The 19,426-nt window shown below is 61.3% G+C and carries 17 protein-coding genes and 1 pseudogene; 12 read left to right on the top strand and 6 right to left on the bottom strand.

Translation table 11 applies throughout. The features are described 5' to 3' along the window. The first annotated feature begins 2 nt into the window (after nucleotides 1–2). The gene (locus V1273_RS14795) at nucleotides 3–1,046 is read left to right on the top strand and encodes a Ppx/GppA phosphatase family protein (protein WP_334410065.1); all 1,044 of its coding nucleotides are present in this window, start codon (nucleotides 3–5) and stop codon (nucleotides 1,044–1,046) included. Between the two features lie 86 nt (nucleotides 1,047–1,132). Here V1273_RS14795 and V1273_RS14800 read toward each other — a convergent pair whose 3' ends face one another. Next, a complete protein-coding gene (locus tag V1273_RS14800) occupies nucleotides 1,133–1,762 on the bottom strand; it encodes a phasin family protein (RefSeq protein WP_334368341.1) in 630 nt (209 codons plus the stop codon). A gap of 529 nt (nucleotides 1,763–2,291) precedes the next feature. Here V1273_RS14800 and V1273_RS14805 point away from each other — a divergent pair. Together V1273_RS14805 and V1273_RS14810 are read left to right on the top strand one after the other, a co-directional pair. Continuing rightward, nucleotides 2,292–2,975 carry an RlmE family RNA methyltransferase gene (locus V1273_RS14805; RefSeq protein ID WP_057846319.1) on the top strand — a complete coding sequence of 228 codons (684 nt, stop codon included), beginning with the start codon at nucleotides 2,292–2,294 and terminating at the stop codon, nucleotides 2,973–2,975. 225 nt (nucleotides 2,976–3,200) lie between these two features. Further along, nucleotides 3,201–4,031: a Crp/Fnr family transcriptional regulator gene (locus V1273_RS14810; RefSeq protein ID WP_334369259.1), complete on the top strand. Its 831-nt coding sequence runs from the start codon at nucleotides 3,201–3,203 to the stop codon at nucleotides 4,029–4,031. 120 nt (nucleotides 4,032–4,151) lie between these two features. Here V1273_RS14810 and V1273_RS14815 read toward each other — a convergent pair whose 3' ends face one another. Then, nucleotides 4,152–5,630, bottom strand: coding sequence for a DHA2 family efflux MFS transporter permease subunit (locus V1273_RS14815; RefSeq protein WP_334410066.1), 1,479 nt, complete (start codon nucleotides 5,628–5,630; stop codon nucleotides 4,152–4,154). Nucleotides 5,631–5,767: 137 nt separating this feature from the next. On the opposite strand from V1273_RS14815, the gene V1273_RS14820 reads away from it, so the two are divergent. The 4 genes and pseudogenes from V1273_RS14820 to V1273_RS14835 all read left to right on the top strand — a co-directional run bounded on the left by V1273_RS14820 (nucleotide 5,768) and on the right by V1273_RS14835 (nucleotide 9,377). Beyond that, a complete protein-coding gene (locus V1273_RS14820) occupies nucleotides 5,768–6,016 on the top strand; it encodes a hypothetical protein (protein WP_028346604.1) in 249 nt (82 codons plus the stop codon). A gap of 222 nt (nucleotides 6,017–6,238) precedes the next feature. Continuing rightward, entirely contained in the window at nucleotides 6,239–7,729 is a 1,491-nt protein-coding gene (guaB, locus tag V1273_RS14825) for an IMP dehydrogenase (RefSeq protein ID WP_334410068.1), read from the top strand. Between the two features lie 241 nt (nucleotides 7,730–7,970). Continuing rightward, nucleotides 7,971–8,994: pseudogene (locus tag V1273_RS14830) on the top strand (NADP-dependent oxidoreductase). A 116-nt stretch (nucleotides 8,995–9,110) separates the two neighbouring features. Continuing rightward, the gene (locus V1273_RS14835; RefSeq protein WP_334368345.1) at nucleotides 9,111–9,377 is read left to right on the top strand and encodes a hypothetical protein; all 267 of its coding nucleotides are present in this window, start codon (nucleotides 9,111–9,113) and stop codon (nucleotides 9,375–9,377) included. Between the two features lie 3 nt (nucleotides 9,378–9,380). On the opposite strand, the gene V1273_RS14840 is transcribed toward V1273_RS14835, so the two are convergent. The 3 genes from V1273_RS14840 to V1273_RS14850 all read right to left on the bottom strand — a co-directional run bounded on the left by V1273_RS14840 (nucleotide 9,381) and on the right by V1273_RS14850 (nucleotide 12,072). Next, the gene (locus V1273_RS14840; RefSeq protein WP_334410069.1) at nucleotides 9,381–10,214 is read right to left on the bottom strand and encodes a metallophosphoesterase family protein; all 834 of its coding nucleotides are present in this window, start codon (nucleotides 10,212–10,214) and stop codon (nucleotides 9,381–9,383) included. A 76-nt stretch (nucleotides 10,215–10,290) separates the two neighbouring features. Continuing rightward, nucleotides 10,291–11,259: a dienelactone hydrolase family protein gene (locus V1273_RS14845; RefSeq protein WP_334410071.1), complete on the bottom strand. Its 969-nt coding sequence runs from the start codon at nucleotides 11,257–11,259 to the stop codon at nucleotides 10,291–10,293. A gap of 120 nt (nucleotides 11,260–11,379) precedes the next feature. Continuing rightward, nucleotides 11,380–12,072: an acriflavin resistance protein gene (locus V1273_RS14850; protein WP_334410072.1), complete on the bottom strand. Its 693-nt coding sequence runs from the start codon at nucleotides 12,070–12,072 to the stop codon at nucleotides 11,380–11,382. 176 nt (nucleotides 12,073–12,248) lie between these two features. Between V1273_RS14850 and V1273_RS14855 the strand changes: the two genes are divergently transcribed. Continuing rightward, a complete protein-coding gene (locus tag V1273_RS14855; protein ID WP_334410073.1) occupies nucleotides 12,249–12,671 on the top strand; it encodes an MAPEG family protein in 423 nt (140 codons plus the stop codon). 10 nt (nucleotides 12,672–12,681) lie between these two features. Beyond that, on the top strand, nucleotides 12,682–13,980 hold the full coding sequence (locus V1273_RS14860; protein ID WP_334410074.1) for an RsmB/NOP family class I SAM-dependent RNA methyltransferase: 1,299 nt from the start codon (nucleotides 12,682–12,684) through the stop codon (nucleotides 13,978–13,980). 108 nt (nucleotides 13,981–14,088) lie between these two features. Here the strand turns inward: V1273_RS14860 and V1273_RS14865 are convergent, their stop codons facing one another. Next, nucleotides 14,089–14,421, bottom strand: a complete 333-nt coding sequence (locus tag V1273_RS14865; protein WP_334375926.1) for a DHCW motif cupin fold protein — start codon at nucleotides 14,419–14,421, stop codon at nucleotides 14,089–14,091. 299 nt (nucleotides 14,422–14,720) lie between these two features. Here V1273_RS14865 and guaA point away from each other — a divergent pair, with 299 nt between their 5' ends. The 3 genes from guaA (at nucleotide 14,721) to V1273_RS14880 (ending at nucleotide 19,356) form a co-directional block, all read left to right on the top strand. Continuing rightward, entirely contained in the window at nucleotides 14,721–16,316 is a 1,596-nt protein-coding gene (gene guaA, locus V1273_RS14870) for a glutamine-hydrolyzing GMP synthase (protein ID WP_334410075.1), read from the top strand. Between the two features lie 123 nt (nucleotides 16,317–16,439). Next, the gene (locus V1273_RS14875; protein ID WP_334410076.1) at nucleotides 16,440–17,231 is read left to right on the top strand and encodes a hypothetical protein; all 792 of its coding nucleotides are present in this window, start codon (nucleotides 16,440–16,442) and stop codon (nucleotides 17,229–17,231) included. 190 nt (nucleotides 17,232–17,421) lie between these two features. Further along, nucleotides 17,422–19,356, top strand: a complete 1,935-nt coding sequence (locus V1273_RS14880) for a DUF6602 domain-containing protein (protein ID WP_334410078.1) — start codon at nucleotides 17,422–17,424, stop codon at nucleotides 19,354–19,356. Nucleotides 19,357–19,426 lie beyond the last annotated feature (70 nt).

Below are 19,426 nucleotides of genomic sequence, written 5' to 3' on the forward strand. Positions count from 1 at the left end.
TGATGAACCACGATACGCGGCTGCGCGAAGCCCTTGAGGCCTGCGCCAGCCCGGCAGGGGCGGTTGCGGCGGCCACGGCAAACGGTGTCTATGCCGCACTCGACCTTGGCACCAACAATTGCCGCCTTTTGATCGCCCACCCGGCCGGCGACGGTTTTCGCGTGGTGGATTCGTTTTCACGGATCATCCGGCTTGGCGAGGGCATTTCCGCCACCGGTTCCATCAGCGAGGCGGCGATCGAGCGCGCCATCGCGGCGCTCAGCATCTGCAGCGACAAGATCCGCTACCGCAAGGCCAAGCGCCTGCGGTTGATCGCAACCGAAGCCTGCCGAGCCGCCGCCAATGCCGACAGCTTTCGTGCCCGGGTCGCGAGCGAGACTGGCATCCGCCTCGAGGTGATCGATCGCGAGACCGAAGCAACCCTGGCCGTGATCGGCTGCTCGCCGCTGCTCGACGCCAAAGGGCGGGGCGCGATCCTGTTCGACATTGGCGGCGGGTCGACCGAGCTGGTGCGGATCGAGCGCGATCCGGAAGAGCAGAACGCGGTGCCGCGCATCAAAGCGTGGATGTCGGTCCCGCTCGGCGTCGTCACGCTGGCGGAGCATTTCGGCGGACGTGACGTCACGGCGGAATCCTATGCAAGGATGGTGCGCGAAGTCGCGCACTATGTGGCGCCGTTTGCGGTCGAGCACGGCAACGATCTGCGCGACATGCATATGCTGGGCACCTCAGGCACCGTGACGACGCTTGCCGGCATCCATCTCAACCTGCCGCGCTACGACCGCCGGCGCATCGATGGCATCTGGATGAACGGTCCCGACGTTACGGCGGTGATCCAGCGGTTGCTCGGTATGAGTTATCAGGAACGGGCCAACAATAATTGCATCAGCGTCGAGCGCGCCGATCTGGTGCTGGCCGGCTGCGCCATTCTCGACGCGATCCGCGACGCCTTCCCATTGCCTCGGCTCCGCGTCGCCGACCGGGGCCTGCGCGAGGGCATGCTGGTGGAGATGATGCGCGAGGACGGCGCGCTGCGGCCGTGCTGATGTGTGGGTCCCGGGCTATGCCCGCAAACTGGAAGAGCGGCTGAAAGCGGCCGCTCTTCCCTCAAGGCTGAGCAATAGGGCCCGCACTAGGCTGCGCGCCGTACCTCTTCCATATTCTGCTTAATCTGCTTTCCGGCATCGTCGGCCAATTTGAGCGACATATCGGCTATCCGCCGGCTGCTCTCCAGAACAGATCCCACGGTCTCACGTACCAGGTCCGTCTGAACGGCTGCAACCTCCTGAGGAGTTCGGCAGGCCCACAATTCATTCATGCGGTCCATGTTCGTCTCGACTTGATGCCGAACCAACTGCAGGTATTCCTGCGAAATGCCGCCCATCACTTTGGCAGCAGTCGTGCCGGTAGATAGGATGGTTTGCGCGTTGCGGGCCGATCGTTCGGCTGCCTGTTGCACTCCGTCTCCCGACAGACCGAGCGATCGACCAAGTTGCTCCGTGGACCGCCCCATCAGGGTCGTCGCCATATCCAGGCCGAAGCGCCAAGTGTTCTGTAACGTCTCGGCGTTTTGCTGGAATAGGGTAGCACCTGCCCGGACCACTTCCTCTCCGGCTTCAGCCGCAGCATGTCCGATCCGCGTCGTCTGCTCGGCTGCAGCTTGTCCAAAGCGGCTGGTCTGTTCGGCAGTCTTCTCGCCGGCGCGGCGGGCGGCGTCTTCCATGCCTTGGGTAGACTTTTCCTCTTGGCGTGGGTTGGCCATCTTAGTTCTCCGCTGATTGCAGGTTGATGACTCCCCCAGCTCCGACCCGAGCAACGCAATCGCTGTGCGACCGTTCCAAGCCTTCCGATCTTTTCCGCACACCTCGCTTACTTCGCAACGACTGCTTAGGAACGTCGGCAAACATGTCGCGGTTATGCCGCAGACTGGCTCTTCACCCGCCGCAATTCGGATCGCTAGGCACGGCACAAGGCTCAGCGAATGTCCACTGCCCCGAAGCTATCTTAGGGGGTCGTCCTTGTTCTGGTGATTGGGAATATAGTGTCTCGGTCACGGCCGAACGGAGGTACCCACCGATCGGCAGTTTCATCGACCGCGATGGCGTGCGGCTGCATTACCTCGAACGGGATGACCCGGCAGCTCGGTGCGTCGCGCTGTTCCATGGCAACGGGGGCCGGCGCTAGGATGGTGGGTCCGGCGGCCCATCATCCTCGCTTCAATGCGCATCCACTTCCGTGCTACTGATTCCAGGCTCCGGGTCCGGACTGGCATTTTCAAGACAAGTATCGATATGGCGAAAGACACCACCGGACGGCTGCACGTCACGGTCAAAAGCGCGGGCAAGCGCAAGCTGTCGTCAAAGCTCTGGCTGGAGCGGCAGCTCAACGATCCCTATGTGGCAAAGGCCAAGCGGGAGGGCTATCGCTCGCGGGCGGCCTATAAGCTGATCGAAATCGACGACAAATATCGGTTTCTCAAGCCCGGCAATGCCGTGGTCGATCTCGGCGCGGCCCCCGGCGGCTGGAGCCAGATCGCGGCCAAGCGTGTCGGCGCGATCAATGGCAAGGGCAAAGTGGTGGCGATCGATCTGCTGGAAATGCCGGAAATTCCCGGCGTCGATTTCGCGCAGCTCGACTTTCTGGCGGAGGACGCACCCGAAAAGCTGATCGCAATGATGGGCGGGCGCGCCGATGTTGTGATGTCCGACATGGCGGCCAACACCACCGGCCACCGCAAGACCGACCAGCTCCGCATCATCGGCCTCGTCGAGACGGCCGCGGCCTTTGCCGCTGAGGTGCTCAATCCCGGCGGGACGTTCCTGGCAAAAGTCTTTCAAAGCGGCGCCGATGCCGAACTCGTCGGCCAATTGAAGCGCGACTTTTCCAGCGTGCGTCACGTCAAGCCGGCCTCGAGCCGGCAGGACTCCTCGGAGCGCTACGTGCTGGCGATGGGCTTTCGAGGGCACCGCAACTAGCGCAACCTGCGCGGCGCGGGGACTGGACGGCGTCTCCGACGGTTGCAGTCCTGGGCCGGATCACGCGTCGAATCCCTGGAACTTTCTCCCGTAGCGGCGTATTTCAATACTCAGTATTTGTATTCAGTACTCAGGCGCGGTCTGTTTATCGCATGCAGCCCGAAACGCCACCGGGAATTTTGTGCAAGCGAGCCGCGCCTCCGTCTGGGAAGGAGTATTCCCGTGATGGAGCAGAGGGCCAGAGTCGGTAATCGATTGTTAGCTGCGTTGCCGCCGGCAGACCTCGATTTGCTTGTGCGTCATTTCCGACTGGTTACCCTCGAACGTGACGCCGTACTGGTGCGGTCGGGCGATCCAATAGAACGGATTCATTTCCCGCTTAGCGGCCTGATCGCTTTTGTGATGGATATGCCGAGCGGACAAACCGTTGCGACCGCCGTCGTTGGCAATGAAGGAGCCGTGGGCGTCCTGACGACGCTGGGGCCTTCCCGCTCTCCGATGACGGCGGTGGTGCGGGTGGCGGGGACCGCGCTGCAGATTTCGCCGGCACAGTTTCAGGCGGCGCTTGAACGCAGCAGCGCCTTGAGGGGAACGGTTCAAATCCACACCAGGGCGTTAATGGTCCAATTCCAACACGTCGCAGCCTGCAATGCGCTGCACTCGGTGACGGCCCGCCTGGCAAGATGGTTGCTGCAACTCCACGATCGTGCCGACGGCGACATCCTGCCGCTGACGCAACAGACGCTTTCGGAACTGCTCGGTGTGCGCCGCCCGACGGTGACGCATGTCGTATGCAAGCTGCGCGACTCGGGTGGAATCCGATCCAATCGGCGCAGCTCGATTGAGATTGACAGGAAGCGGCTCGAAGCGGCGACATGCGAGTGCTACCAGCTCATGCGCCGTAGAATCGATCGCATCTTCCTGACGGAAGACATGAAAGCGCCGCCGCTTGGCGCCGAAGCTTCCCTGTCTGTCAACGCGGACGAAGTGCGGCAGCGCACTCCGACGCGGGGAGTGACCGGCCCGACGGCCAAGGGGTCATTGAGGGGGCATTGAGAGGTCATTGAGAGGTCGTTGACCGGATTGCCGGGACTCAGCGGCTCGACGGGCGCAGGATGTTCGGCGCGGCACGGAGACGGGAAAATCCGGCATTTGGGTGTGAAAATGCGCCGCGAGTTACCCCAGTCGCTGATCCCGAGCGTCCTCGGTGCCTTCGCTGGCGGCCTTCCTAGTCGCTGCCTTTTCCGCACCCTTGCGGCTGGAGATCTCGACGACCTTGCGCCCTGAAATCTCGTGGCCGGCGTCGTCAGGCATCTGCCGGAAGAAGTAGGCCGACGCCGCCGAGATGATCGCAACCACGAGGAACGCGGGCGGGAATACGCCGGCATTCAGCTCTGTGACATGCTGGTACAGCATGGTCGATTCGACCGAGAACGCGCCCACGGCGACGCCTGCCGATATCGCCAATTGCTGGTTGACGCTGACGAGCGTGGTGGCTCGGCTCATCTGCGCCGGCTCGACCTCGGCATAGGCGACGGTGTTGATCGCAGTGAACTGCAGCGAGCGGAAGAAGCCGCCGACCACCAGGATGATGAAGATCAGCAACAGCGGCGTCGTCACCGTGAACAATGCGCAGGCCGCGAGAAAGACTGCGCTGATGACGGCGTTGACCGTCATCATGTAGCGGAAGCCGAAGGCGCGAATGATGCGCGCCGCCAGCGTCTTCATCCCCATGGCGCCGACGGCCGAGGCAAACGTCACCAGGCCGGACTGGAACGGCGTCAGCCCAAAACCCTCCTGCATCAACAGCGGCAGCAGGAACGGCAGCGCGCCGATGCCGAGCCGGAACAGGAAGCCGCCGATAATGCTGGCGCGCATGGTGGACAGCCGCAGCAGCGAGAAATCGAGCACCGGCGAGCCGGTTCGTTTCGCGTGCATGACATAGAGAGTCATCGAGATGGTGCCGATCGCGACCAGGCCGGCGATAATCGGCCAGGGCAACAAATTGAGACCTGCGACCGAGAGACCGAAGGCGATGCCGGCTAGCCCAATCCCGGCCAGCACCAGCCCATAGAGATCGAAGCGCTCGGGATCCTCGCTCTTGATCGGGTCGATGTACTTCATCGCCATGAAGATGCCGAGCAGCCCGATCGGAATGTTGATCAGAAATATCCAGTGCCAGGAGAAGTAGGTGGTAATGAAGCCGCCGAGCGGGGGGCCGATCACCGGCCCGACCAGCGCCGGCACCGTTACCCACGTCATCGCATTGACGAGCGCGCTCTTGTCGATCGAGCGCAACAGCACCAGCCGCCCGACCGGCGTCATCATAGCCCCGCCCATGCCCTGCAGAATGCGGGCAATGACGAAATGGGTGATGTTCTGCGACAGCGCGCACCCGATCGACCCGATCATGAACACCCCGATGGCGATCGAGAACACCATGCGCGCACCGAAGCGATCGGCGGTCCAGCCGCTGGCCGGAATGAACACGGCGAGCGAGAGCAAATAGGACGTGATCGCCAGCTTCAGCGTCAGCGGGCTGGTGCCGATGTCAGCCGCGATCGCCGGCAGCGAGGTCGCAATCACCGTCGAGTCCATGTTCTCCATGAACAGCGCGGTGGCGACGATCAGCGGGATCAGGCGTTGCTTATCCATCGGGATCGGGGACTGGAGAGAGAGGCAGGCGAGGGCGCTGTATCATCCCGCCGTCACACAAGCCATTGCGAAACCGGGCAAACCACCTAAATCCTGCGTGACGCTGGTATGCACCGCGCCAGCCGCTGGAGGTCATGATGATCTACGTTCTCGCCGCGCTGTTGCCGCCGCTCGGGCTGCTCCTGAACGGGCAGCCGTTTTCGGCGATCTTCAACCTGGTCCTGATCGTGTTTTGCCTGGTTTTCGGGCTGATCTTCCACGTCCTGCTCTTGGTGCCGTCGGCGCATGCGCTGATCGCGGTTCACATGAAGCGGGAGGATCGCCGGCACCGCGAGGTGGTGGAGGCGATCCGCCAGCACGGGCCGCCGCCGGGCTATCGGCCGTAAGGCCTTCCCGTAAGCTCTTGCCCTAAGCCCTTGGGATTGCGGCGTTTCCCGAAAAGTCTGTGCATAGCCGTCAAACGCTTTGATTCGGCGTGCTGCCATGCTATCGACCACCGTCAACCCCACCGATGGGCTTCGATTCGACGGCGATGCCGGTAGCATCGGCGAAGGCGGCGTTCATCCATAGAACTGATCGCGGCGGCGAGCCGCCGAAAGGAGTTGGCAATGGCGCAGGGACTTCAGGGTATCCGTGAAGCCTTCACGTTCGACGATGTGCTTCTGAAGCCCGGTCTCTCGGATATCTTGCCCTCGGAGGCTGATATCCGCTCCTACGTGACCCGCGCGATTCCGCTGAACATTCCGATTATCGCGTCGGCGATGGATACGGTCACCGAAGCGCGCATGGCGATCGCGATGGCGCAATCCGGCGGCGTCGGCGTCATCCACCGCAACTTCGATCCGGAGGGGCAGGCCGCGCAGGTGCGGCAGGTCAAGAAGTATGAATCCGGAATGGTGGTCAATCCGCTGACCATCGGTCCCGATGCGATGCTGTCGGACGCGCTGGCGCTGATGAAGGACCATGGCTTTTCCGGCATTCCCGTCGTCACCGGCGCCGGCAAGAATTCGCCCGGCAAGCTGATCGGCATTCTCACCAACCGCGACGTCCGCTTTGCGACCAATCCCAAACAAAAAGTCTCGGAGCTGATGACGCACGAGAACCTCGTCACGGTTCGCGAGGATGTCAGCCAGGACGAAGCGAAGCGGATGCTGCACACGCACCGCATCGAGAAATTGCTCGTTGTCGACGACCAGTACCGCTGCGTCGGGCTGATCACCGTCAAGGACATGGAAAAGGCGGTTGCGCATCCGCTCGCCTGCAAGGACGAGCATGGCCGCCTGCGTGTGGCTGCCGCGACCACGGTCGGCGAGGGTGGCTTTGAGCGCACCGAGCGGCTGATCGATGCCGGCGTCGACCTGATCGTGGTCGATACCGCACACGGCCATTCTTCGCGGGTGCTCGACGCGGTCAATCGCATCAAGCGGCTTTCCAACGCGGTGCAGGTGATTGCCGGCAACATCGCAACGAAAGAGGGCGCGCAGGCGCTGATCGACGCGGGCGCTGACGCGATCAAGGTCGGCATCGGCCCGGGCTCGATCTGCACGACGCGCATCGTCGCCGGCGTCGGCGTGCCGCAGCTCACCGCGATCATGGATGCGGTGGAAGCGGCGAAGAAGGCCAACGTTTCAGTGATTGCCGATGGCGGCATCAAATATTCCGGCGATCTGGCCAAAGCGCTCGCCGCCGGCGCCGACATCGCCATGGTCGGCTCGCTGCTCGCCGGCACCGACGAGACGCCCGGCGAAGTGTTTCTGTGGCAGGGCCGCTCCTACAAGGCCTATCGCGGCATGGGTTCGGTCGGCGCGATGGCGCGCGGCTCGGCCGACCGCTATTTCCAGCAGGACATCAAGGACACGCTGAAACTGGTGCCCGAGGGCATCGAGGGCCAGGTGCCCTACAAGGGCCCGGTCGCCAATGTCATGCACCAGCTCGCCGGCGGCCTGCGCGCCGCGATGGGCTATGTCGGCGCACGCAATCTCGCCGAATTCCACGAAAAGGCGCAGTTCGTCCGCATCACCGGCGCGGGCCTGCGCGAAAGCCACGTCCACGACGTGACGATCACGCGGGAGAGCCCGAATTATCCGGGCGGGGCGTAGTTCTCCTCCGTCATTCCGGGATGGTCCGAAGGACCAGACCCGGAGTCTCGAGATTCTCAGGTGCGCAATTGCGCACCATAGTTCGCTTCGCGCCCCGGAATGACGGCGTTTGGAACGGGAGCGCCACTCTCCACCGTCATTGCGAGCGCAGCGAAGCAATCCATTTCACAGCTTGCGGAGCTGTGGATTGCTTCGCTACGCTCGCAATGACGAACAACAATAACATTTGGAGGAAACCGTCATGTCCCAAGCCAAACGCATCGTTCTCGCCTCGCGCCCCGTCGGCGAACCAAAGCCCTCCGACTTCCGCCTTGAGGATTGCCCCATCCCCACGCCGGGCGCTGGCGAGGTGCTCCTTCGCACCATCTGGCTGTCGCTCGATCCCTACATGCGCGGGCGCATGAGTGACGGGCCGTCCTATGCCCAGCCGGTGCCGATCGGCGGCGTGATGGAAGCAGGCACCGTCAGCGAAGTGATCGCCTCGAACAATCCCGGCTTCGCCAAGGGCGACATCGTGCTCTCGCGCGCCGGCTGGCAGACGCATGCGGTCTCCGACGGCAAGGGTCTTGCAAAAATCGATCCGAAAATCGCGCCGATCTCGACCGCGGTCGGCGTGCTCGGCATGCCCGGCATGACGGCGTATACGGGCCTGCTCGACATCGGCAAGCCGCAGGCAGGCGAAACCGTCGTCGTCGCCGGCCGCTTCCGGCGCGGTCGGCTCGGCGGTCGGCCAGATCGCGAAGATCAAGGGCGCCCGCGCGGTCGGCATTGCCGGCGGCAAGGACAAATGCGCTTACGTCAAGAATGAACTCGGCTTCGACGATTGCCTCGATCACCGCGACCCTGATCTCGCGGCCAAGCTGAAGGATGCTTGCCCAAAAGGCATCGACGTCTATTTCGAAAATGTCGGCGGCGCGGTGTTCGAAGCGGTGTTCCCGCTGCTCAATGCGTTTGCGCGCATTCCGGTCTGCGGCCTGATCGCACATTACAACGACACGCAGGCGGTGGCGCCGAAATGGGCGCCGTCCCTGATGCGCGCGGTATTGACCAAGCGCCTGACCATCCGCGGTTTCATCGTCAGCGATTTCGCCGCGCGCCACGGCGACTTCCTGCGCGACATGTCGGGGTGGGTGCGCGAGGGCAAAGTCAAGCACAAGGAGTTCGTCACCGAAGGGCTCGAGAGCGCGCCGACTGCGTTCATGGGCCTTCTGAAGGGCGCCAATTTCGGTAAGCAGTTGGTGCGCGTCGGGCCGGACAAGATTTGAAGCCGGCGCGCCTGAGTTCTGGGAACCCTCAGGAACAAGCTCACGCCTACTTGAGGCGGGCGGCGGAACGTCCCTTCGCAACTGTCGTTGGCCCTGACATCTGATGGAGAAGCCAAATGACGAACTTCAAGAAACTATCGCTCGGCCTGGTTGCCGCCACGATGCTGGCCACTCCTGCGATGGCTCAAGTGGTCTATCAGGAGCCCGGCGTGACAGGCTATAGCTATCCGAACTCAGCCTACGTCACAGGAGGCTATGGCGTCAGGACCACCACGCCCCCGGGGTACTACTACGGTAACCGGTTTCACCCGGCCCCACGCGTGGGCGCATTTGCGTCACAGCCCTGGACCGATGGCTCCTACTACATTGAGCGGGAGTACTGAGGTCTAGGGGTTCCTGCCGATCAGTGAATCCAGATCGACATCGGTTTGCTCCGGCGCCTTGATGTGCCGGACTTCAAGGGCGTCGGGCTGGAAGCGATACTCTACCAGCCCGACTTCCTTGATGCCGATGACCGGCTGAATTCGTTCGGGAAGAATGAAGCCTGTCGACGGCGCCCAGACGTGGCGCGTGTGACGATAGGTGAAGTCGCGACGCTGATGGACGTGCCCTGAGGCGACCAGCCGCAGATCGACCTTCGAAAACATTTCGATCAAGCTTCTGCGCCGCGGTTGCGGCACATAGCGGATAGCCGTGTCGAGAGTCTCGGGGTCGTCAGGTGCGTTCAAAAACAGCGGCTTGTGCAGGAACAGCGCGATCGGCTTGCCGTTCACACGCCCGAGTTCTGAAGCCAGCCAGCCGAACTGCTCCGCCTCGCTCTCGATCCCGGTATTCATGATCAGCGAGTTCAATCCGATGAAGCACCAGCCGGCCGCATCGAAGCGCCAGCGGTCTTCGCCGATCACGGAAAGATAGTTCTGCCGTTCGTTTTCTGTCGCCAGATCCTTCGGCGCAGGGGCGACTTCCGTCGGGTTGTCGCCGACGTCGTGATTGCCCGGCAAATGCCGGCACGGCACCGGCAGCAAGTCATGCAATTCGCTGGCAAATTGGAGATCGTCTCGGCTGGTTGGCGCATCGAAGGCCAAATCGCCGGTGTTGACGACGAGGTCCGGCCGGGTCGCATCGATGTGCTCGCTGACGCGGTGAAAATTGTCGGTGAGTTTTTGCAGACGGCGGGCGAGGTGGGTATCGGAAATTTGCGTCAGGCGAAATTCGGACATGCAGTATTCCTTTTAGCCCGATCCTAGCCGGACCTGACGTCGGAAGGATGACGATTTTTCGGGATGGCAACGATGCTCACCCCAACGTCCTTCGCCAGAACGCGAGCATATCCGCCTTGAACAGTTCGGCGTCTCCGTCGCGGCTTCCGATCTTCGCGCCCTTGTGGCCATAGCCGGCCTTCAGCGCATAGATCATCAGGTCGCGGTCGGTGAGCTTGCTCTCCGCGACGCCCTGAAGCGGATGGATGAAGGCGCCGTCATTGGCGATATAGGCCGTCGGCGCGGCGGGGGAGACGGATGCTTCAGCGACGTTCTCGATCCCGGTGCCGCGGTCAAAACTGTGCTGCGCGCCGCCGATCAGCCGCATCGTCGCCTTGCCGCCGGAGAGGCGGATGGCCTGGCAATGGCCCTGCACCTGCATCGGCGAGCACCATTCATCGGCATCGCCCATGATGACGCGGATTTCGGTTTCGTCGACGGACGGATCGAGGAACTGATGACCGCTCCAGGGATAGGCGGCGAGCACGCTTCGAAAACCGGCGCCGGCGCCGACCACCGCGTCGGCAAAGCGACGCGTCGCTGCCGTCAGCACGGCCGAGCCGCCGCGGCTGTGGCCCTGCGCGCCGATCCGGGATGCGTCGATCTCCGGATGGGCTGACAGCACCATCCAGGCCGCCAGCACGTCATAGGCGCTGGCGGCAAAGGAGAATTGGGTCTGGTTGGCGACCGTCGAGGTCACGTTGCGCGCGCCGAAACTGTCGAGGACAAACGCTGCAAAGCCGTCGCCGACCACCGTTTCGGCGTGCGCCAGGTGCGAGGGCGCAACGCCGAGGCTGCCCGGCACCACCATCACCAGCGGAAGTTTTCCGTTACGTTTGCGCGTATCCGAGGCCGGCAGGAACAGCTTGCCGTCGACCACAAGTCTGGGCAGCTCGGCTGCATTGCTGATGACGTGGAAGTAATTGACCGGATTGGCGGTGAGAATATCGATATTCTGTCCCTTGGCGCCGCCAGCGAAGACAATTTCCTGATCGCGAAATCGCAAAGTTGCACTCCTCCCGCGGCCGCTCTTTTTTGGCGACCGTCAGGGATACAGTAGAGCGCTGGTTGTTGACGTCAAAGTAAATGTGCCCAGCGGTCCGCCATCTGCATATCTCAACGGGCGTCACAGCACGCGGTAGCGGATCGCGAAGGCGTCGTGAATCTCTGATGTCACCGTGTCGCCATTGGCGGGGACGATGCCGTCGGCCAGATGCCACGGCCCGAACTGCTCCGAATGCGAGGGGCTTGCCGGCAGCCGCAGGCGGAACGTGCTTTGGGCCCGGCCGGGCAGATTTAGCACCATCATGCGCTCGGTGGTGCGGTAATCCAGCGTCACGGTCCCGCGCAGGATGCTGCGGCCGTCGGGCGCGGAGGCCAGCGCGCCCTCGACCTTCGCCAGTTTCTGGTTCCGGTCAGTGAGCAGCTCGATCTGGATGTCTGCGGCGGTCGTCAACGTCGCCTTCGGCAGGCGGATTTCAAATTCCACCGCGGGCTTTGCCGGATTGAGGCCGAGATAGGCCTGCGCCGCGTGCCTGATGTCCGAGATCGCGAAGGCGAGCAAGACCAGCCCCGCGCAAGCGGCAAGCCCGTGTTTGAGCAGATCGTGGCGGCTGCGGTGGCCGCTGTGGAAATAGACGGAGAGCATGATCGCGACCGCCAGCGCCGCGGCGATACCGGCCAAGGCCGACATGACGATGCCAAGGCCGCCGTCGGGGCCGTCGCTGAATCCGACGGCCCGGAGCAGGGAGGTCACGGAATCGCCGGGCAACTCGGCGGCGCGGCCGGCGCCGGTCAGGATTGGGGAGGTGATGTTCATCGCCTGCTCGCGGATTGCTTCAAGGTCGGTTCGAGACCAGAACCATCGGAATTCTCGATAGTTGGTCGTCTGGGCTCTCTTTGTGGTTCAAGCGAGCCCGGTTAAGTGGATTTGTCAGGTGAGCGGCGTCTCGTTATTGCTTTAAGGACCTCAGGCAGGCTTCGGGGGAGATTCTCATGTCGGTTCAAATGGTTTTGCTGCCGGTCTTCGTTCTGATCGGGCTCACATTCTTCCTGATGCTCTGGATGGTGACGGCCCGCACCAAGGCGGTGAAGGCCCGCGAAACCAGCCTGAAGGACATCGCGGCAGGCCAGCCGAAATATCCGGCCCGCGTCGCCCAGATCGGCAATTGCTTCTCAAATCAGTTCGAAGTACCCCTGCTGTTCTACCTCCTGATCGCGCTGGCGCTGCCGCTGCGCCGGGCCGATCTCTTCATCGTGCTGATGTCCTGGGTGTTCGTGGTGACACGATTTGCCCATGCCGGCATTTTCGTCACCTCGAACAACATCCAGCAGCGCAGCCTGGCGTGGTTTGCCGGCGCGCTGGTGCTGCTCGTGATGTGGATCTATTTCGCGCTGAAGCTTCTGCTTCTGATCTAGAAAGCCCTGAATGACCCCCGCTGCCCGCCTTTCCGCCGCCATCGAACTGATCGACACCATCGACGCGCAGCGCGTTCCCGCGGCAAAGGCGCTGAAGGAGTGGGGCACCGCGCATCGCTATGCCGGCTCGGGCGATCGCGCGGCGATTTCGGGCCTGATCTGGGACGTGTTGCGGCAGCGGGCATCGAGCGCCTGGCTGATGGACGCCGACACGCCGCGGGCGCGCGTGCTCGGCATGCTGAAGCTCGAGCGCAAGCTCGATGTGGAGGCGATATCGGCTCTCTGCGACGGCGGGCGCTTTGCGCCGGAACCACTGACCGAGGCCGAACGATCAGCGCTCACGTCGCGGACCCTCGACGACGCGCCGCCGCACATCGCCGGCGACTATCCGGAATGGCTGGATGCGCATCTGGCCGCCGTGTTCGGCGACGACCGCGTGGCGGAGGCAACCGCAATGGCGAGCCGCGCGCCGCTCGATCTGCGCGTCAATACGCTCAAAGCCAAGCGCGAAAAAGTGCTGGCCTCGCTCGGCCATCTCGGAGCTACGCCGACGCCGTGGTCGCCGATCGGCCTCCGCATCGAACTCGGCGCCGACGCCCGCAATCCCGGCATTCATGCCGAAGAGGATTTCATCAAGGGCGCGATCGAGGTGCAGGACGAGGGCTCGCAGCTTGCGGCGCTGTTCACCGCTGCCAAGCCCGGCGAGCAGGTGATCGATCTCTGCGCCGGCGCCGGCGGCAAGACGCTGGCGCTGGCCGCGATGATGCAAGGCAAGGGGCGATTGATCGCAACCGACCGCGACAAGCGCCAGCTCGCCCCGATCTACGAGCGCCTCTCACGCGCCGGCGTTCACAACGCCGAGATTCGCGCGCCGAAGGGCGACACTGATCCATTGGCCGACATCAAGGCATCCGCCGATCTCGTGCTGATCGACGCGCCCTGCACCGGCACCGGAACCTGGCGCCGCAATCCCGACGCCAAATGGCGGATGCGCCCCGGCGCGCTGGAGGTTCGCTTGAAGGACCAGGCCGAAGTGCTTGATCGCGCAAGCCGCCTGGTCAAGCCCGGCGGCCGGATCGCCTATGTCACCTGCTCGGTGCTGCCAAGCGAAAACGGCGAACAAGTCCGCGCCTTCGTGGCACGTCATCCCGAGTTTTCGATTCAGCCACCGAACGAGACAGCGAGCGTGCTGTGGGACAGAGCGGAAGATTTTGAGAAGGCTGCGCTACGATCGCCGGAGGGATGGCTGATGACGCCGCGAAGGATAGGCACGGATGGATTTTTCGTCTCGGTGCTGAAGAAGGCGTGACGCTCTTTCCGCGTCATTGCGAGCGAAAGCTAAGCAATCCATAGCGCGGCGTAAAGAAGGATGGATTGCTTCGTCGCTTCGCTCCTCGCAATGACGGGGGAGAGATCTTCAATCCACAATGAACAGCTTCGCGCCCGTCTTCGTCGACGAGCGATGAGCGGCGTCGCCGAAATCCGACACTTGGTAGCTCATGCCCGCGCGAAGCTTGAACGTCCGCCCGTCGCGCAGTTCGGTATCGAGCTCGCCTTCCAGCACGTAGAGCACGTGCCCGCGGTCGCACCAGTGATCGGCGAAATAGCCCGGTGAATACTCGACCATCCGCACGCGGAGATCACCGATGTTGAGCGTGCGCCACAGCGCTTCGCCTGAAACGCCCGGATGCGTGGTCGCGGCGACCTGACTCCAGTCAGTGACGGTGAAGGGCAGGGTGGGAATTTTCATGGGGGAAGTCCTGCGATCGTTCATAAGAGGCCCCGTCATTCCGGGGCGATGCGAAGCATCGAACTATGGTGCGCAATTGCGCATCTGAGAATCTCGAGGTTCCACAATGTGCAATTGTACATTGGGGTTCGCGCTTTGCGCGCCCCGGAACGATAGCGCGTCAATACGGACTCCCGGCAACCGACGCAGATTAGGTCAATAATACTTACCTAATATCGATTTGTCCATGCCCGAGAAAGAATGTGGGTCAGCCCGTTGCCGCGGTTGCGAGGCCGCGCCCCGTCGCGTAATTCCTGTCCATGACAGCAGCACAGAAAGCCCGCGAGTCGACGCCCTCGGTGGCCTCGGCGCATGACAAGATTCTGATTGTCGACTTCGGCAGTCAGGTGACGCAACTGATCGCCCGCCGGGTGCGCGAGGAGGGCGTCTATTCCGAAATCGTGCCGTTCCAGAAGGCCGAATTAGCCTTCAAGGAGATGAAGCCGAAGGCTGTGATCCTCTCCGGCGGGCCGGAGTCAGTGCACGAAAAAGGCTCGCCGCGCGCGCCGCAACTGATCTTCGATTCCGGCGTCCCCGTGCTCGGCATCTGCTACGGCCAGATGACGCTCGCCGCCCAGCTCGGCGGCGAGGTCGAGGGCGGCCACCACCGCGAATTCGGCCGCGCCGATGTCGAGGTGAAGACGGCGAGCAGATTGTTCGACGACACCTGGTCGATGGGCGAACGCCATCCGGTGTGGATGAGCCATGGCGACCGCATTACCAAAATGCCGCCGGGCTTTACGGTGGCCGCCGTCTCGCCGAACGCGCCGTTCGCGGTGATCCAGGACGAGAAGCGCAAATATTACGGCCTGATGTTCCACCCTGAAGTGGTGCATACGCCTGATGGCGCCAAGCTGCTGCGCAATTTCGTCCGCAAGGTCGCAGGATTCACCGGCGACTGGACCATGCGCGCCTTCCGCGAGGAAGCGATCGAGAAAATCCGCGCCCAGGTCGGCAAGGGCAGGGTGATCTGCGGCCTGTCCGGCGGGGTCGATTCCGCGGTCGCCGCGGTGCTGATCCACGAGGCGATCGGCGACCAGCTCACCTGCGTGTTCGTTGACCACGGCCTGCTGCGGCTGAACGAAGCCGAAACGGTCGTCGACCTGTTCCGCCATCACTACAATATCCCGCTGGTGCACGTTGATGCTTCAAAGCTTTTCCTCGGCGAGCTCAAAGGCGTCGGTGATCCCGAGGCGAAGCGCAAGACGATCGGCCGCCTGTTCATCGACGTGTTCGAGCAGGAAGCCAAGAAAATCGGCGGCGCCGAATTTCTGGCGCAGGGCACGCTCTATCCCGACGTGATCGAAAGCGTCTCCTTCACCGGCGGCCCTTCGGTGACCATCAAGTCGCACCACAATGTCGGCGGCTTGCCTGATCGCATGAACATGAAGCTGGTCGAGCCGTTGCGCGAACTGTTCAAGGACGAAGTCCGCGTCTTGGGCCGTGAACTCGGCCTGCCCGAAATCTTCGTCGGCCGGCATCCATTCCCGGGCCCCGGCCTCGCGATCCGCTGTCCCGGCGACATCACGAAAGAAAAGCTCGACATCCTCCGCAACGCCGACGCCGTCTACATCGACCAGATCCGCAAAGCCGGCCTCTACGACAAGATCTGGCAAGCCTTTGCCGTGCTGTTGCCGGTGAAAACGGTCGGTGTGATGGGCGATGGCCGCACCTACGAATATGTCGTGGGCTTACGCGCGGTGACCTCCACCGACGGCATGACCGCGGACTTCTATCCCTTCGACATGAGCTTCCTCGGCGCCACCGCGACGCGGATCATCAACGAGGTGAAGGGGGTGAATAGGGTGGTGTATGACGTGACGAGCAAGCCGCCGGGGACGATTGAGTGGGAGTGAGGATTGATAGTCGGTCGCGGTGGCGAGCTTCTGTTAATACTACTTCGCTCAAAGATTCATCGAGCGCCAAGCTAATGCGGACTTATGTAGATCAGCTTGGTCATGGTGGAACGGGAGAAGTTGATGCAGGCCGCGCGTGCGATCGAAATCCTAGAGCGGCAACGGCAAGCAGCACAAGGGCTTCGTGGAAAACGGCGCGCAAGTCCTGAATTTCATAAATGGCGGCGCGATACCGAGATCGCCATCGAGCGAGCATTTATGCCTGGCAGCCGCAACATCAATGACTTCAAAAGCATCCGCTACACTTTAAGCGCTTTCTCGTCAGGTACGGAAGACTACGTATTCCAGCAAGCGTATGAGCGCGGCCTTGCCCGAGCTGACGCGATCCTCGCTTCGATGATTGATGAAATTCGTGACTATGCGCCGGATGATGTTGAAGGCGATGCCGGCGCGCCTGATCAACTGAACTTGATTGAGCGATTGTGCCTGCGCTTTCACGCCGCGGCGCGTACACTCCAGCATCGTTACGACAAACGCCCAACTCTTGAGATTAACGACGAATACGACGTGCAGGACCTACTGCACGCATTCCTCCGGCTACACTTCGACGATATTCGGCCTGAGGAGTGGACGCCGAGCTACGCGGGGCGCTCATCGCGCGTCGATTTCCTGCTCAAGGCGGAGCGGATCGTCGTCGAGGTAAAGAAGACGCGTGCATCAATGAAGGCCGGTGAACTCGGTGAGCAACTTATCATCGACCGAGCGCGCTACGAGCAGCACCCCGACTGCGATACGCTCGTGTGCTTTGTCTATGATCCAGAAGGGCGTGTCGGAAATCCGACGGGTATTGAACGTGATCTCGAGAATCACCCCGGTGGGATTAAGGTACGAGTAATCGTTGCGCCGAAGTCATGAGCTAGGGCCGTAGGGTGGATTAGCGAAGCGTAATCCGCCATGTTGTTGAGTGAGTTCGGCCGGTTACGCTATCGCTAATCCGCGCTGATACCTTGTGTTGCCAAGAATCTCCTCTCACGCATAGCTTGCATCTCGGGTTGTTACACTAATAATTGTTCTGATCGAAATCCTATCTAACGGATGCATGTTAGTGAGCGATATTTCCGACGAGATCTATCAAGCCGCTAGAGCGGTACTGGAAGCCGATCCGAAGAATGCCCGAGCTAGATTGAAGGAGACGCTGCAGCGTTTCATCCGTTCCAATTTTGCGGTTTGCTCTGGATCGATTGTAGATGAATCGGGCAATCGGAGTTCCTGCTTTTCAATCATCGTATGTCGGGTTGATAGTACCTTTCAACCAGGCGACCAAAAAGATGTTCCTGCCGATCGAGTGGCCGCTGTTGTCGAGTTCGTAGAAGAAATCGATTTGACTACGTTCCAGCAAGCCTATGCGCGAATCTCAAAGGTAAAACAGCTGGCAAAGACGCCTGTTCTTCGGGGCGAAACACGGACGAACATTACTCTTGGCATCGTCTTCGCTCTGCGAACAAGAATTTCGCTCGATTCCTTGGCTGACGAGCTGTTTCGACTCAATGCGGCAACGCCGCATCGTGCTTGGATCGATATGCTGGTGGTTGCCCCTCATGGAGTTCTAAATTATGCGGTACAGTTTCCTGGAGAATTACTGAGCGGGGACTTTCTGCCGCCGGCCGAGGGTGCCTTCAGACCACCAGCGCCACCTGCGATTTACGTCACCATCGTAATGCGGCCAACAGGTCCTTTGGCGATAAATAAGCTAGTCGCATTCTTGGTTGGGCATCTTGTTTTCTTTGCGCCTGACGTCGCCAATACGCTGCCCAATGGGCAAGATATATTGGTTGGCCAACCATCTGACGCGATTACCACTCGCGGATTTCAGCCAAATGTTCGTGGTGAATTCGTCCCTGTCCCGGAAGACGGATACAGCGGACAGTTCATACCGAGAAATCCGATTTTGCTCGAAGACGCGCGCGGCGAAGTTCTAGTCGCGATTAATTTCTTCAAATGGCAAGAGGGAGGCGTTATTCTCTCTACTGGGAAACTTCCCCTTGAGGGACTCTTGTTCTTTCTGCCAAACGTGAAGCCCGAATTTTTGAGGGTGATGAGGAGGCCGACCCATCAGATATCGCCGGTTCTGCCGATTTCAGAGATTGAATTCCGCCGATGGCTGGCAAACATCCAGCGACAATCCGATCTAAAAATTAGCAACCGAGCAGACGGCATTGTGATGCAGAAGTATATGGATGAGGGGACAAGCACTCCATTTATTGCTCGATGCACGCTCGGATTGCTCCGCGTTCGCGCGAATATCTTCAAAGAGGAATCTGCCCGCCTCGCTTTCGATCGCATATTTCAAAGCTCTCTGGCGTCTATTATGGCGGCCCGAACCGCGCGTAATGATCTTTCGAGGCATTGGATCAATCATCAAGAAGGAATCGCGTCGGGAGAGTTAGCCAAAATAGAGGGGCGCAACATTCGTGTGCTGGAAAATATCAACAAGGACCTCTCCACAAAATTCGAAACGTTTCTGAATGCAGGTGCGCGATCAATCAAGACAGGGGTCCAGAGCCTTTGCTCGAATCTCGGAATAGATATCGGATTCCTTTTCAAAAAGACTAATGCGTTTCATACGGGAGTTGAGCGCTTGAAGGCGGTTGATCCTCATCTCGCGGAGTACCTCGTCCATAGTCGGGCATGGACTGAGCGCCTTATCCTGCTTAGAAACAACCTCGAACATGAGGTTTGGGAATTTCCCCGAGTGACATATGCGCTTGAGAGCGGCAGGGTCGCCGCGAAGGAACCAAGCCTATCTGGCGAAGCTATAACGGTCACAGTCGCGACGCTCTTTGATCGCATTGCGTGTTTCTTCGAAGAAATGATCGCTCACGGTCTGCAGCGAAATTTGCCGGCAGGCATATCTATAACCGAGATACCTTTGCAGCAACGAACACGCGAAGCACCAGAGAGGTTTCGCATTACAGTGACGAAGGGCGGGGAACTCCCCTGGAAGATTACCTACCACCAAGAGCATTTTGAAGATGTCTGACTACGAATCGACTACTAGCTAATCGCTAAGCCACGTGACGTGCCTCTCCGCGACCGCTCGCAGTGGCGGT

The sequence above is a fragment of the Bradyrhizobium sp. AZCC 1721 genome, assembly GCF_036924715.1.
Taxonomy (GTDB): Bacteria; Pseudomonadota; Alphaproteobacteria; order Rhizobiales; family Xanthobacteraceae; genus Bradyrhizobium.